This is a genomic window from Loktanella fryxellensis (assembly GCF_900110065.1).
Classification (GTDB): Bacteria; Pseudomonadota; Alphaproteobacteria; order Rhodobacterales; family Rhodobacteraceae; genus Loktanella; species Loktanella fryxellensis.
The window spans coordinates 25033-38575 of record NZ_FOCI01000015.1; the positions used below are offsets into that span (position 1 = coordinate 25033).

A 13543-nucleotide genomic window follows, 5' to 3' on the forward strand; every position below is an offset into this window, starting at 1 on the left:
ATGTCGCGCGGCAGGCCAGACCTGCCGGTCAGACCGCGTCGGTGTGCAGGCGGTGGCAGACCTCTTGCAGGCCGCGCAGCCCGGTCTTGGCATAGATGTTGCGCAGGTGTGTGCGCACCGTTGGCATCGCGATGTCGAGCGTCTGGCCGATCACGGCGGGCGTCAGGCCGTCGCGCAGGCACGTGACGACGCGCAGCTCGGCGCGTGTCAGGTTGGCCGGGTTGGCGGACCCCAGCAGGTTGCCGGACACGACGGGCACCTCGTCCTGCGGCCCATGGATGCGGGCCAGATCCAGCATCGCGGTCTCGACCACGCCGGCGCGGCGGGCGGACCAGATCGGTGCGGCCATGGCGGCGAAATCGCACAGCAGGGTGGGCTGGCCGCCGCGCACGATCAACAGGTCGACGCAGGCGTCGTCGGCGGCGACGACCACGGTGCAGGTGGTGGCGTCCTCGGGCTCTGCGGTCATCTGACCGGCGCGCAGCAGCGCGGGTTCTGCGCACAGGGCGACGGCACGGCCAGCGATGTCATCGTCCAGTCCGGTGACTTGTGCCGTCGTCGTGGCGATCATGACGGGCGCCTCGCCGGTCCGCACCCGCACCAGCGTCAGGGCGTCGGCGTCGGCCTCGTGACGCAGGGCAGCCAGCGCACGGGTCAGCGGCACGCCGCCCTGACAGGCGCTGCCGAACAGCGCGCCCAGCGTCATGGCCCGGCGCATCGCCGAATCCCCGGCAGCGGTGATGTTGCGAAAGGCGGTCAGCGAGTTGGGAAGAAACATGGGCGTGAGCTCCTGCTGCGATGCGTTGCAGGAGTCTTACCCAGCGAACCGGGACCAAATTAAGGAATGCGAAGGACTTTCGGCCGGTCCGGTGCCGTGGACGGACCGGGGCGGTACGGGCAGGAATGCCAGGAAATACAGCACTTTGGGATTCGAGGGGCGCCGATTGTGGCCGGATTGCGGCACAAAAGTGGCTCTCTTGTGGCGGACCTGTGTCGTGTGTGACACCGAATCGACCCAAAGCATCATCCCTTGTGACGAGGTCTCCTTCATCCGGTCGGGCCACCCCCCGCCGGGGGGGGGCGGGCCATCAGTACGGCAGGCCTACATAGTTTTCGGCCAAATTGGCCTGCGCTGTGGACGATCCCTGCAGGTGTCGCAGTTCCGCATCCTGGATCGCCTGATCGAATGGCGTCTGGCCCGGAAAACGGTGCATCGTCGTGGTGAACCACCAGCTGAACCGGATCGCGTTCCAGACCCGCCGCAGCGCTGTGGCTGAGTAGGCATCAAGGCCAGCGTCGGAGCCGTCCGCATAATGCGCAACAAGGCCCGCGTGCAGATAGTGCACGTCCGACAGCGCAAGGTTCAGCCCCTTGGCCCCGGTCGGCGGCACGATGTGGGCCGCGTCGCCGACCAGGAACAGCCGCCCCCAGCGCATCGGGTCGGCGACGTAGGACCGGAGCGGCGCAATGGACTTCTCGATGCTGGGCCCGGTGATCAGCGTGTCGGCGGCATCAAGGGGCAACCTGCGGCGCAACTCGTCCCAAAATGCGGCGTCCGTCCATTTGTCGAGCGGATCGTCCACCGGGGCCTGGATGTAGTAACGCGACAGGTTCGCGTTGCGCATGGACGCCAGCGCGAAGCCGCGCGGGTGGTTGGCGTAGATCAGCTCGTGGCTGACCGGTGGCGTTTCCGACAGCACACCCAGCCAGCCGAACGGATAGACACGCTCATACTCGGTCAGGACGTCCTTTGGGATCGCCTGCCGCGAGGGGCCGTGGAACCCGTCGCAGCCCGCGACGAAGTCGCAGTCGATCCGGTGTCCGGTGCCGTCCAACGTGTAGGTGACGAAGGGTGCCGTGGTGTCCAGATCGTGCAAGGCGGTGCCCGCCACGCCGTGGATCACGGTGCCACCGGCCCTGTCGCGGGCGTCGTAGAGGTCGCGCGTCACCTCGGTCTGGCCATAAACCATGACCCGCTTGCCGATCAGCGCGTCGAAGTCGATGCGGAACCCTTCGTTCTGCACCGCCAGATAGGTGCCCGTGTGCGGCAACCCTTCCGCATGGGCGCGTTCGGCGACGCCGGCCCGTTCCAGCAACCCGACCGAGCCATATTCCAGCACGCCCGCGCGGATCCGCGACAGCACGCGGTCGCGCGACTGGCGTTCCAGCACGACCGAGGCGATGCCCGCCCGGTCCAGCAGTTGCGACAGAAGCAGTCCCGACGGGCCGCCGCCGATGATGCAGACCTGCGTGCGCATGGCTGTCCTTTCCCTTGGCGTTTTTGCGAGGATGGATCAGGATGATGTGCGAAACAGGCAGAATCGGAGCGGGAAGCTGGACGATCCAACCAACGCGGGTGGTGATGCGACAGCACCCAGCAGCCCCGCCTTCGCCCTGTTCGGCGAAGGCCGGATCTTTCCCGACGTGCTGCACTGCGAAGCGATCACGGACCGCGCGCCGCGTCACGGCTGGAAAATCGCGCGCCACAGGCACCCCGACCTGCATCAGTTCTTTCACGTGGCGACAGGCCACGTCACCCTGCGTCTGGCGGATGGCGACCGCGTGCTGACGCCCCCGGTCGCCCTGTCCGTGCCCGCGCAGCTGGTGCATGGGTTCACCTTTGAGCGCGGCACCGAGGGGCACGTCGTGACGGTCCCGGTGGCGGTGTTGGCCGCGCTGGCCGGGCAGGGGCTGGACCGTCTGGCCGTGACGGTGCCCACGCCGCGCGTGACCGCGCTGTTTGCGGCCATCGCCAGCCGCCACGCCGATGCGGACGGGCTCCGCGATCTGGCGCTGCGGGCGCTGGTGCTGGCGCTGGGCTGCGATCTGGCCGCAGATGCGCCGCCGGGCCACGACGCAGCGGCGCAGCTGTTCGCCCGGTTCACCGCGCTGGTGCGGGAGCATGCGGTGCAGGGCTGGGGCGTGGCGGAATATGCGCGCCATCTGGGCACGTCCGCCACGCAGCTCAACCGGGTGGTGCGGACGCAGGCGGATCTGTCGGTGATGGGGGCGGTGCGTGCGCATCTGCTGGGCGAGGCGGCACGCAGGCTGGCCTATACGCGACAGCCGGTCACGGCAATTGCCTATGATCTGGGGTTCTCGGACCCGGCCTATTTCGCGCGGGTGTTCGCCAAGGGGATGGGCGTGTCGCCGCGCGGATATCGGCAGCGGTTCGGCTGAGGCGGACGACGGCCGGGGCCAGCCCCGGACCCCGGGATATTTGCGACCAGAAGAAGGGCTGGACGGGTCTGGACGTAGGGCGGAAGGCGACGCGGACCGGGTGGTCGCGCCGCCTGCGTCTCAGGCCATTTCGGGATCGGGTTCGGGCACTTTGGCGCCGGTCATGTAGCCCACTGCGTCGGACATGCTGTGCTTCTTGGGGTCGATGACGCACAGCCGCTTGCCCAGACGGTGGACGTGGATGCGGTCCGCGACTTCGAACACGTGGGGCATGTTGTGGCTGATCAGGATGATCGGCACGCCCCGCGACCGCACGTCCTGGATCAGTTCCAGCACCTTGCGGCTTTCCTTGACGCCCAGGGCGGCGGTCGGTTCGTCCAGGATGATGACCTTGGACCCGAAGGCCGCCGCACGGGCCACGGCGACGCCCTGACGCTGGCCGCCGGACAGGGTTTCCACCGCTTGGTTGATGTTCTGGATTGTCATCAGGCCGAGTTCCGTCAGCTTGTCGCGGGCGAACTTTTCCATCGCGGCGCGGTCGAGCTGGCGCAGCCACTTGCCCCTGAACCCCGGCTTGCGCAGCTCTCGCCCCATGAACATGTTGTCGGCGATCGACAGGGCGGGGGACATGGCGAGGGTCTGGTAGACCGTTTCGATCCCCGCATCCCGTGCTTCGATCGGCGACTTGAAGGCGATCTGCTTGCCATCGAGGTAGATCTCGCCCTCGTCCGGGATCACGGCGCCCGAGACGGCCTTGATCAGGGACGACTTGCCCGCGCCGTTGTCGCCGATCACGGCGAGGATCTCGCCGGGGTAGAGGTCGAAGTCGCAATGATCCAGTGCTGTGACCTTGCCGTAACGCTTGACCAGATTGCGGCCCTTCAGGATGGGTTCCATTATGCAGACACCTTTCTGATCCACTGGTCCACGGCGACGGCGGCGATGATGAGTGCGCCGATGAAGAGGTAGGTCCACTGCGCGTCGGCCCCGGCCAGCCGCAGACCCAGCGTGAACACGCCCACGATCATCGCACCGAAAAGTGCCCCCATGATCGACCCGCGTCCGCCGAACAGCGAGATGCCACCGATCACCACGGCGGTGATGGACTGGATGTTCGCTTCTTGCCCCGAGGTCGGAGAGACGGACCCGATGCGCCCGATCAGGGCCCAGCCCGCAAAGGCGCAGATCAGGCCGGTCAGCGCATAGACCGCGATCAGCACCCGGTCCACGTTCACGCCCGACAGCTTTGCCGCCTCTGGGTCGTCACCCACTGCATAGATGTGGCGGCCAAAGGCGGTCTGCCGCAGCACGTAGGCCAGCACCGCGACCAGCACGAGCATGAAGATCACGCCCACGGTCAGCGTGGCCCCGCCTTGCCCCGCCTCGTCTGCGCCGATCTTGAACGTGGTGCCAAAGACCTGCAGCAGGGGCGCGTTGTCGCGGATGTCCTGACTGCGGATGGTCTCGTTCGCGGAATAGAGGAAGTTGGCGGCAAGGATGATCTGCCACGTGCCCAGCGTGACGATGAAGGGCGGCAGCTTCATCTTGGCGACAAGCCAGCCGTTCACGGCGCCCAGCGCCGTGCCGACGATCAGACCGCAAGCGACCGATACTTCGACGGGGATGCCATAGCGGAACGTGAACTGGCCCATGACGACCGACGACATGACCATGATCGCGCCGACCGACAGGTCGATACCCGCGGTCAGGATGATCAGCGACTGTGCTGCGGCCACGATGCCGACCAGCTGCACCTGTTGCAGCACGAGTGTCATCGACGAGGCGGAAAAGAACTTTTCCCCCAGAAGCGCGCCGAACACGCCGATCGACAGCACCAGCACGATCAGCGGCACCAGCGAGGGTGTCACGTGCAGCGCGTGCTGCAGCTTCTTGACGAAGCCTTTGTGATCGTCGTGGAACTCTGCAATCGCCTCCTCGCGCTTGACCTTCACGACGGATTCGAAATCGTCTGACTGCGATGTCATCGCACGCCCCCTCCCCATACATGTTGTGATGTGGTGCCGGTCACGGCATCACATGCCCCCCCGGACTTCTTGCCAAGGGGGCCGGGCGTGCCCGCCCCCCTTGTCGTCGCTGGTGCCGTTACCGGCCGGGCTGGTTCAGCCCCAGCAGAGATCCGTGCCTTCAGCAGACGTGATCGACTCGACGCCGTCAACCGGCGCGTCGGTGATCAGCTTGACCCCGGTGTCGAAGAAGTCCTTGCCTTCGGTAGGCTGGGGCAGGGTGCCGTCGGCGGCGAAGGCTGCGATCGCCTGCACGCCCAGACGGGCCATTTCCAGCGGATACTGCTGGCTGGTGGCACCGATCACGCCTTCGGCGACGTTCTGCACGCCGGGGCAGCCGCCATCGACGCTGACGATCAGCACGTCGTTTTCACGACCCACGGCGCGCAGCGCCTCGTAGGCACCGGCAGCGGCGGGTTCGTTGATCGTGTAGACCACGTTGATCTCGGGATCGACGGCCAGCAGGTTTTCCATGGCGGTGCGGCCGCCTTCTTCGTTGCCCGAGGTCACGTCGTTGCCGACGATGCGGGGATCTTCCTCGTCACCGATCACGTTGGCATCGCCCAGTTCGATGCCGAAGCCCTGCAGGAAGCCTTGGTCGCGCAGCACGTCGACGGTCGGCTGGCTGACGGCCAGGTCGAGCATCGCGATCTTGGCGTTGGCGGCGTCATCACCCAGCGTACCGGCGGCCCACTGACCGATCAGCAGACCGGCGGCGAAGTTGTCGGTGGCAAAGGTCGCGTCGGCGGCATCGGCTGGGGTCAGCGGCGTGTCCAGCGCGATGACCAGAATGCCGGCGTCGCGGGCCTTCTGGACCGAATCGACGATGGCAGAGGTGTCGGACGCGGCGATCAGGATGCCCTTGGCGCCGTCGGCGATGCAGGTTTCGATGGCGGCGACCTGGGTTTCGTTGTCACCGTCCACGGTGCCGGCGAATGAATTCAGGGTCATGCCCAGCTCTTCGGCTGCGGCTTCGGCGCCTTCCTTCATCTTGACGAAGAAGGGGTTCGTGTCGGTCTTGGTGATCAGGCATGTGGTCATGCCCTCGGCGGACTGCGCACTGGCGGCGCCGGTCATCGCGATCAGCGCAAGCGCTGTTCCTGCAAGCAATTTCTTCATGGTAGCCTCCCAAATGTGGTAGGCGGTGTGACCGCCCTTGCCCCGCACCCTCCCGGCCGGGGACTGAATGCGTTAAACATGATTCGCGACCTTGCGTCAATAAATAAATAAACTTGATTTATTAATCAGTGCGCGCGAATGTAAGTCCGGGAGGACGTAACATGACAGATCCTGAGGTACGCGATCCCGGCTCCGGCCGCAATCAGCAGACGTTGCGCGACCACAACGAACGCCTGATCCTGACGACCCTGCTGCGCCACGGCGCACTGGCGGGGAGCGACATCGCGCGGCGCACGGGGCTGTCGCCGCAGACGGTGTCGGTCATCATGCGCGGGCTGGAACAGGACGGGCTGCTGCACCGGGGCGATCCGCAGCGGGGGCGCGTGGGCAAGCCGTCGATCCCCATGCAACTGGCGCCGCAGGGCGCCTATGCGGTCGGGTTGAAGATCGGGCGGCGCAGCGCCGATCTGGTGCTGACCGACATGATCGGCGGGCTGATCGCGGAACGCACGCTGACCTATGCCTATCCGATGCCGCAACCGATCGTGCAGTTTCTGGCCGACGGACTGGCGGCCTTTGCGGTGGGTCTGGGACCTGCCGCCGCCGACCGGATCGCCGGCATCGGCATCGCCAGCCCGTCAGAAATCTGGAGCTGGTCCGAGACGGTCGGCGCCCCCGCCCATGATCTGGACGCCTGGCAGGAGTTCGATTTCGCCCGCGCGATCACGGATTTCTCCTCGTTGCCGGTGTTTCTGGAAAACGACGCCACGGCGGCCAGCCGGGCCGAGCATACCTATGGCGGCGGGCGCAACTGGCGCGACTATGCTTATTTCTTCGTGGGTTCGTTCATCGGTGGCGGTGTGATCCTGAACCATTCGGTGTTCGACGGGCCGACCGGCAATGCGGGGGCATTCGGATCCTTGCCGATGCGGAGGCGGGACGGGCGCGACATCCAGCTGATCGACGTGGCATCCCTGCATCTGCTGGAAACCGCGGTGCGTCAGGCGGGGCGCGATCCGTCGGTGCTGTGGACGCCGCCACAGGACTGGTCCGGCATCGAGGATCTGGTGGCCGGTTGGATCGACACCACGGCAGAGCAACTGGCGCTGGCGTCGCTGACGGTCTGCGCGGTGATCGATTTCGAGGCGGTGGTGATCGACGGCGGCTTCCCGGCGGATGTGCGCGACCGGCTCGTCGCCAGCACGGCGGACAAGCTGTCGCGGCTGGATCTGCGCGGCCTGACCTGCCCCGCGGTCGTGGCGGGCAGCATCGGGCCGAACGCCCGTGCGCTGGGGGCGGCAGCCACGCCGATCCTGTCGCAGTTCTTTCTGAACACCCACGCGGAACAGGGCAGCTAGGCCAAGAGACCCTCAGCGCAGACACTTTCAGACCGGGCGCCGCCGCCCCATGTCGGCGTGAAGCACCGCCGCCTCGCCACGGGTCAGCAAGCGGCGGGCATGCGTGCCGTAAGCCCCGATGTCGTCGCGCAGGACGGGCATGCGACTGAACAACCGGTCGCGGTCCTCCGATGCCAGCGCATCGAGGGCCGCTGCCGCGGGGTGGAAGCTTTCGGTGGCGACGGCGTTGGCGAAGACAATCTGGTGACGCGGCAGCATCAGGTGGATGTAGGTCACGTCGCGGCGACTGCGGTCGCGCAGGATGTGGCGGTCGTCCACAAGGTCGCGGGCGGCGACCAGCACCTCTGCCGTGTTGAACAGCGCAGCGGCGCGTGCGCCACGCAGCACGACGCGGTGGTCCGGCGAGACCAGCAGACCGGCGTCCGGCACGTCGCGGTCCAGCGCACCCTTCCGCAGACGGACGGGGGCCAGGTCCGGCGTCGCCATGATCCGGGCCGCGCTGACGCGGCGGCGCCCGATCCACAGCACCTCGGCGGGGCCGTCGTCCTGCGTCTGCACGCGGCACCCCTCATGCAGGCTGGCGACATCGCGCGGCCCTTCCGGCGTCAGGATCATCGTGCCGGGTGTAAAGCAGATGACGCCGCCGCGCGCCGTGGTCGTCCGTGTCGTGCGATCTGATTCGAGGCCGTGGCGCATGACCCACAGGTCGGTACGCCGCGGCGGTGCACCGTCCACGAACAGCGCAAGCGGGCCGTGCCCGCCGTCGCGCAGGATCACCGCGACCTCCCACGTGCCGCGCCCGTCGGTGACGGTGAAGCTGTGGTCGAACAGCGGGTCGGTGGCTGGGGTCCGCGCCACGCGCCGCGCGCCGCGCGCACCGCCGATCAGCCGCCGGACGCTGCCGCCGGCACGTCGCCGCAGGTCCAGCGCCGCGCGGGACGGTCCCAGCGTCAGCACGCTGCCCGGCCCATCGACGCGCACCAGCGGGCCGTCCCACGACCATGTGCTGCCGATCCGCACCTGACCCGGCGATGTCGCCCAGCCGCCATCCAGCTCCGTCTGCGACCACGCAACGACGAACGTGCCGGTGAAACCGGTTGTCATGAGTGTTGCCCTTGCCTCTGTCGTCCCACGTCGTTGATCGCGCGGAATCGATGCGCTCAGCGTAGCAAGGCAGGCAGCCCAGCGGCAAGCGCGCGCCGCAACCGTCGGCGGTTTTGGTCAGAAGCGCAGGGCGATCTGCACCGATCCGGTGACCTGTCCCTCAGGCTGCCCTTCGAACTCGGGGCCGAGCCACGTGGCGGCATAGGTCACGGCCAGACCCGACCGGGCGCGCCACGTGACACCAAGTCTGGCGCGCGCACGCGGATCCGACGCAACATAGCCCTGATCACGGGGCAGGTAGATGCTGTTGCCGACCATCGCGACATCGGCCCCCAGCCGCCACGTCAGCCCCGCTGCGGCGTCGGTGTCTGCACCGGGATAGAGTTGCCCGGTTGCCACATCGCGCAGCATCAGCGTCGTGTCCCGCGCGCCCGCGCCCAGCACCAGATCGGCCCCGATGCGCAGCAGATCCTCGGCCCCGACCAGACCTTCTGCAAAGGGGTGGAGAGTCGCACCCGGCGACAGCGGCACGGCGCGCCGCGCCTCGACCGTGAACTGGGCCGCGAACCGGTCGGTCAGCGGGTCTTCGGTGCGGGGGCGCTGCAGGCCGATGGCGTCGTGAAAGGCCTCTTGAAAGCGGGCGATGCCGGTCTGTGGTCCGATGGCCAGCAGATCCAGCCCGAGGTTGTAGCGCAGCGGCCCTGCGCCGTAGTGCGTATGCAGGCCCGCGCTGGCGGTTCCCGCATAGGGACGGTCGCGGTCGCCGTTGCCGGGGGCGATGATTTCCGTGCGGAAGCGGTATTCGAGGATCTGCCCCGGCTGTTGCGGCCGACCGTCCCACGGCCGGGCGCTGCGCAGATGGCTGAACACGAAGCTGCCCGTGCGCCAGCGATCGTGGCCGTCGCCCAGCGCATCGTTGGTGAACAGCCGACCGTTGCCGATGGCGACGCGGTCCTGCGCCACGGCGGCACCGCCGCCGGCAAGGGTCAGCAACAGCAGCAGGATGGCAGCCGGACGCAGCATCGCAGGTCTCCGTGGCAGGCCCACGCGGGGGCGTTCGACCGACGCTAGGCCATTGCCGGTCGACGGACCATCTCTCTGGACCACGGGCCTGCAGAACCATGGCCGCCCTGCCACAGGGCGTGGCCTGGCACGTCACCGAGAGCGCTTGCGTTCGTGCATCGAATTGGATGGTATGCGCGTTACACATGTCGGCGAGGGGCCCGCCCGTCACCGCCACAAGGGGGCCTTTGATGCAACAGACCAAGACACCTGACGCCGCGGCCCTGCTCGATCACAATGCGGCCCGCGCGATCCTGAACGGCCAATGCGGCGATCCGTTCGCGCAACTGGGGATGCAGGACCGGACCGGCGCTGTGCTGCTGACGGTCTTCGTGCCGGGGGCCGAGGGTGTGACCTGTCTGACCGACGACAACGCAGTGCCGCTGACGCCGCTGCACGACTACCCGGGTCTCTTCGTCGCTGCCTTCGCCGACCGTCCCGCCAGCTACCGCCTGCGGGCCTCGGCGCAGGGACACGCGTGGGAGTTCGACGACCCTTACCGCTTTGACCCGGTCCTGACCGCCGACGACCTGTATTATCTGGGGGAAGGGACGCACCGCCGCCTGTGGCACGTCCTTGGCGCGCATGTCATGACGCATCAGGGCGTGGATGGCGTGCATTTCGCCGTCTGGGCGCCGAACGCACGTCGCGTGTCGGTGGTCGGCGGCTTCAACGTCTGGGACGGGCGGCGCACGGCGATGCGGCGTCTGGGCGGCGGCGTGTGGGACATCTTCGTTCCCGGTTTGACCGAAGGCGAGGTCTACAAGTACGAGATCATCGGCCCCGACGGTGCGGCACAGCCGCTCAAGGCAGATCCCTTTGGCTACGGGTCCGAGCACCCGCCGCGCAACGCCTCGGTCGTGCGCGACCTGCGCCGGGTCGACTGGCACGACGCTGCGTGGATGCAGACGCGCGGGGCCGCGCAATCCATCGACGCGCCCATCAGCGTCTACGAAGTGAACCTAGCGAGCTGGAAACGCGCCGCCGGCAACCGCCCACTGTCCTATACCGAACTCGCCACCGATCTGGTCGATTACGCCGCATGGATGGGCTTCACCCATATCGAGCTGATGCCGATTTCCGAACATCCCTTCGACGGATCATGGGGTTATCAACCGGTCGGCATGTATGCCCCCACCATCCGCCACGGCACGCCGGACGAGTTCCGCGCACTGGTCGAGGCGGCCCATGCCAAGGGGCTGGGTGTGCTGCTGGACTGGGTGCCGGGGCATTTTCCCACCGATGCCCACGGCCTCGGCCTGTTCGACGGCACGCATCTGTATGAACACGCCGACCCGCGCGAGGGGTTCCACCAGGACTGGAACACGCTGATCCCGAACTTCGGCCGCAACGAGGTGGCGAACTACTACAACGCCAACGCGCTCTACTGGCTCGAGGAATACCACCTCGACGGGCTGCGGGTCGATGCGGTCGCCTCGATGCTCTACCGCGACTATTCCCGCAAGCATGGCGAATGGGTGCCCAACCACGACGGCGGGCGCGAGAATTACGAGGCGATCGCCCTGCTGCGCGACATGAACACGCTGACCTATGGCGAGGTGCCGGGCATCATGACCGTGGCCGAGGAAAGCACCGCATTTCCCGGCGTGTCGCGGCCCGTGGATCATGGCGGTCTGGGCTTCGGGTTCAAGTGGAACATGGGCTGGATGAACGACAGCCTGCGGTACATGGAGCTCGACCCGATCCATCGCAAGCATCACCACCACGAGATGACGTTCAGCCTGCACTACGCCTTCGGCGAGAATTACGTCCTGCCGATCAGCCATGACGAGGTGGTACACGGCAAGGGGTCGATGCTGCACAAGATGCCGGGCAACCTGTGGGAAAAGTTCGCCAACCTGCGCGCCTTCTACGGCTTCATGTGGACCCATCCGGGCAAGAAGCTGTTGTTCATGGGACAGGAGTTCGCGCAGTCCAAGGAGTGGAACCATAACCAGTCCCTCGACTGGCACGAATGCGACGACGGGCGTCACAAGGGGATGCAGATGTGGGTGCGGGATCTCAATCGCTTCTACCGCGCGACCCCGAGCCTCTATCTGAACGACACGCGGCCCAGCGGTTTTCAATGGCTCGAGGCGGGCGATTCGGACCGGTCGATCTTTGCGTTCGTCCGGCATGGCGGGCCGGACGATCCCAAGGTCGTCGTGCTGCTGAACATGACGCCGATGGAACGGCCCGACACCCGCATCGGCCTGCCCGGTGCCGGTCGCTGGCGCGAGGCGCTGAATTCGGATGCAGAAGCCTATGGCGGCGGCGGACGTGGCAACATGGGAGCGGTTGCCACAGAAAATGTGCCTTGGATGGGACAGGATCAGTCTGCGCTGGTGAACATTCCACCGCTGTCCGCCGTTATACTCGTTCAGGATGACGCCTGACAAAACACCCCTGGGAGGAAACCAGATGAAGCCGACCCCGAATACCCGCCTCTCCAACCGCGCCCTCGCCTTCGTTCTTGCGGGTGGCCGGGGCAGCCGTCTGAAGGAATTGACCGACAACCGCGCGAAACCGGCCGTCTATTTCGGCGGCAAGACGCGGATCGTCGATTTTGCCCTGTCGAATGCCCTGAACTCCGGCATTCGCAAGATGGCGATCGCTACGCAATACAAGGCGCACAGCCTGATCCGCCACTGCCAGCGCGGCTGGGGTTTCCTGCGGGCGGAACGGAACGAATTTCTGGACATCCTGCCTGCGTCCCAGCGCATGGGCGAGTCAAAGTGGTACCTCGGCACCGCCGATGCGGTGACGCAGAACATCGACATCATCGACAGCTACGACATCGACTACATCGTGATCCTCGCGGGCGACCACATCTACAAGATGGATTACGAGGTGATGCTGCAGCAGCACGTCGATACCAATGCCGACGTGACCATCGGTTGCCTGACCGTCCCCCGGATGGAGGCGACAGCCTTTGGCGTGATGCACGTCGATGCCAGCGGCCAGATCACCGATTTCCTGGAAAAGCCCGCCGATCCGCCCAGCATCCCCGGCAAGCCGGACCACGCGCTGGCGTCCATGGGCATCTATATTTTCACATGGAGTTTCCTGCGGACGCGTCTGCTGGCCGACATGGCCGACGACAATTCCAGCCACGATTTCGGCCACGACATCATCCCGTCCATCGTCAAGGGCGGCAAGGCCATGGCGCACCGGTTCGAGGACAGCTGCGTCACCTCCGGCCTCGAGACGGAGCCCTACTGGCGCGACGTGGGGACCATCGACGCGTTCTGGCAGGCCAACATCGACCTGACCCAGTTCACGCCGCCGCTCGATCTTTACGATACGACGTGGCCGATCTGGACCTATGCGGAAAGCGTGCCGCCCGCGAAGTTCATTCACAACGAGGACGGTCGCCGGGGCTATGCTGTGTCGTCGATGGTGTCGGGCAACTGCATCATTTCCGGCTCAGAAGTCTCAGAATCCCTGCTGTTCACGGGCGTCCGCACGCATTCCTATGCCAAGCTCAACCGCGTGGTGGCGCTGCCCGACGTGCGGGTGGGGCGTCATGCTGATCTGCGCAACTGCGTCATCGACCGTGGCGTGCAGATCCCGCAGGGGCTGGTTGTGGGTCAGGATGCGGACACCGACCGCGCCAACGGGTTCCGCGTGTCGGAAAACGGCATCGTGCTGGTGACCAAGGCGATGATCGACACCTACGCGGCAAAGGCCTGATCC

General features: G+C 66.7%; 11 protein-coding genes. 4 read left to right on the forward strand and 7 right to left on the reverse strand.

Annotated features, from left to right (window positions below):
• Positions 1-28: 28 nt before the first annotated feature.
• A complete protein-coding gene (locus BMX16_RS11940) occupies positions 29-778 on the reverse strand; it encodes a helix-turn-helix transcriptional regulator (protein ID WP_089903738.1) in 750 nt (249 codons plus the stop codon).
• Positions 779-1088: 310 nt separating this feature from the next.
• Entirely contained in the window at positions 1089-2258 is a 1170-nt protein-coding gene (gene pobA, locus BMX16_RS11945; protein ID WP_089903742.1) for a 4-hydroxybenzoate 3-monooxygenase, read from the reverse strand.
• 46 nt (positions 2259-2304) lie between these two features.
• Between pobA and BMX16_RS11950 the strand changes: the two genes are divergently transcribed.
• Positions 2305-3180, forward strand: coding sequence for a helix-turn-helix domain-containing protein (locus tag BMX16_RS11950; RefSeq protein ID WP_177174650.1), 876 nt, complete (start codon positions 2305-2307; stop codon positions 3178-3180).
• A gap of 120 nt (positions 3181-3300) precedes the next feature.
• On the opposite strand, the gene BMX16_RS11955 is transcribed toward BMX16_RS11950, so the two are convergent.
• The 3 genes from BMX16_RS11955 to BMX16_RS11965 form a co-directional block, all read right to left on the reverse strand.
• Positions 3301-4077 (reverse strand): ATP-binding cassette domain-containing protein, encoded by a 777-nt coding sequence (locus BMX16_RS11955; RefSeq protein ID WP_089903747.1) that lies wholly within the window; start codon positions 4075-4077, stop codon positions 3301-3303.
• Positions 4077-5165, reverse strand: a complete 1089-nt coding sequence (locus BMX16_RS11960; RefSeq protein ID WP_089903752.1) for an ABC transporter permease — start codon at positions 5163-5165, stop codon at positions 4077-4079. Before BMX16_RS11960 ends, BMX16_RS11955 begins: the two co-directional genes overlap by 1 nt.
• A 135-nt stretch (positions 5166-5300) precedes the next feature.
• Positions 5301-6323 (reverse strand): substrate-binding domain-containing protein, encoded by a 1023-nt coding sequence (locus BMX16_RS11965; RefSeq protein WP_089903755.1) that lies wholly within the window; start codon positions 6321-6323, stop codon positions 5301-5303.
• A 161-nt stretch (positions 6324-6484) separates the two neighbouring features.
• On the opposite strand from BMX16_RS11965, the gene BMX16_RS11970 reads away from it, so the two are divergent.
• Positions 6485-7681: an ROK family transcriptional regulator gene (locus BMX16_RS11970; RefSeq protein ID WP_089903758.1), complete on the forward strand. Its 1197-nt coding sequence runs from the start codon at positions 6485-6487 to the stop codon at positions 7679-7681.
• 27 nt (positions 7682-7708) lie between these two features.
• On the opposite strand, the gene BMX16_RS11975 is transcribed toward BMX16_RS11970, so the two are convergent.
• Both BMX16_RS11975 and BMX16_RS11980 read right to left on the reverse strand, forming a co-directional pair.
• Positions 7709-8785, reverse strand: a complete 1077-nt coding sequence (locus tag BMX16_RS11975) for a Hint domain-containing protein (protein ID WP_089903762.1) — start codon at positions 8783-8785, stop codon at positions 7709-7711.
• A gap of 117 nt (positions 8786-8902) precedes the next feature.
• Positions 8903-9808 carry a lipid A-modifier LpxR family protein gene (locus BMX16_RS11980; RefSeq protein WP_089903765.1) on the reverse strand — a complete coding sequence of 302 codons (906 nt, stop codon included), beginning with the start codon at positions 9806-9808 and terminating at the stop codon, positions 8903-8905.
• A 230-nt stretch (positions 9809-10038) separates the two neighbouring features.
• On the opposite strand from BMX16_RS11980, the gene glgB reads away from it, so the two are divergent.
• A complete protein-coding gene (glgB, locus tag BMX16_RS11985; protein ID WP_089903768.1) occupies positions 10039-12243 on the forward strand; it encodes a 1,4-alpha-glucan branching protein GlgB in 2205 nt (734 codons plus the stop codon).
• Positions 12244-12268: 25 nt separating this feature from the next.
• Positions 12269-13540: a glucose-1-phosphate adenylyltransferase gene (gene glgC, locus BMX16_RS11990; RefSeq protein ID WP_089903772.1), complete on the forward strand. Its 1272-nt coding sequence runs from the start codon at positions 12269-12271 to the stop codon at positions 13538-13540.
• Positions 13541-13543 lie beyond the last annotated feature (3 nt).

Coding starts and splice junctions, on each gene's coding strand:
- glgB (WP_089903768.1), top strand. CDS start 10,039: ATGCAACAGACCAAGACACCTGACGCCGCGGCCCTGCTCGATCACAAT.
- BMX16_RS11960 (WP_089903752.1), bottom strand. CDS start 5,165: ATGACATCGCAGTCAGACGATTTCGAATCCGTCGTGAAGGTCAAGCGC.
- BMX16_RS11965 (WP_089903755.1), bottom strand. CDS start 6,323: ATGAAGAAATTGCTTGCAGGAACAGCGCTTGCGCTGATCGCGATGACC.
- BMX16_RS11970 (WP_089903758.1), top strand. CDS start 6,485: ATGACAGATCCTGAGGTACGCGATCCCGGCTCCGGCCGCAATCAGCAG.
- BMX16_RS11980 (WP_089903765.1), bottom strand. CDS start 9,808: ATGCTGCGTCCGGCTGCCATCCTGCTGCTGTTGCTGACCCTTGCCGGC.
- BMX16_RS11955 (WP_089903747.1), bottom strand. CDS start 4,077: ATGGAACCCATCCTGAAGGGCCGCAATCTGGTCAAGCGTTACGGCAAG.
- pobA (WP_089903742.1), bottom strand. CDS start 2,258: ATGCGCACGCAGGTCTGCATCATCGGCGGCGGCCCGTCGGGACTGCTT.
- glgC (WP_089903772.1), top strand. CDS start 12,269: ATGAAGCCGACCCCGAATACCCGCCTCTCCAACCGCGCCCTCGCCTTC.
- BMX16_RS11975 (WP_089903762.1), bottom strand. CDS start 8,785: ATGACAACCGGTTTCACCGGCACGTTCGTCGTTGCGTGGTCGCAGACG.
- BMX16_RS11940 (WP_089903738.1), bottom strand. CDS start 778: ATGTTTCTTCCCAACTCGCTGACCGCCTTTCGCAACATCACCGCTGCC.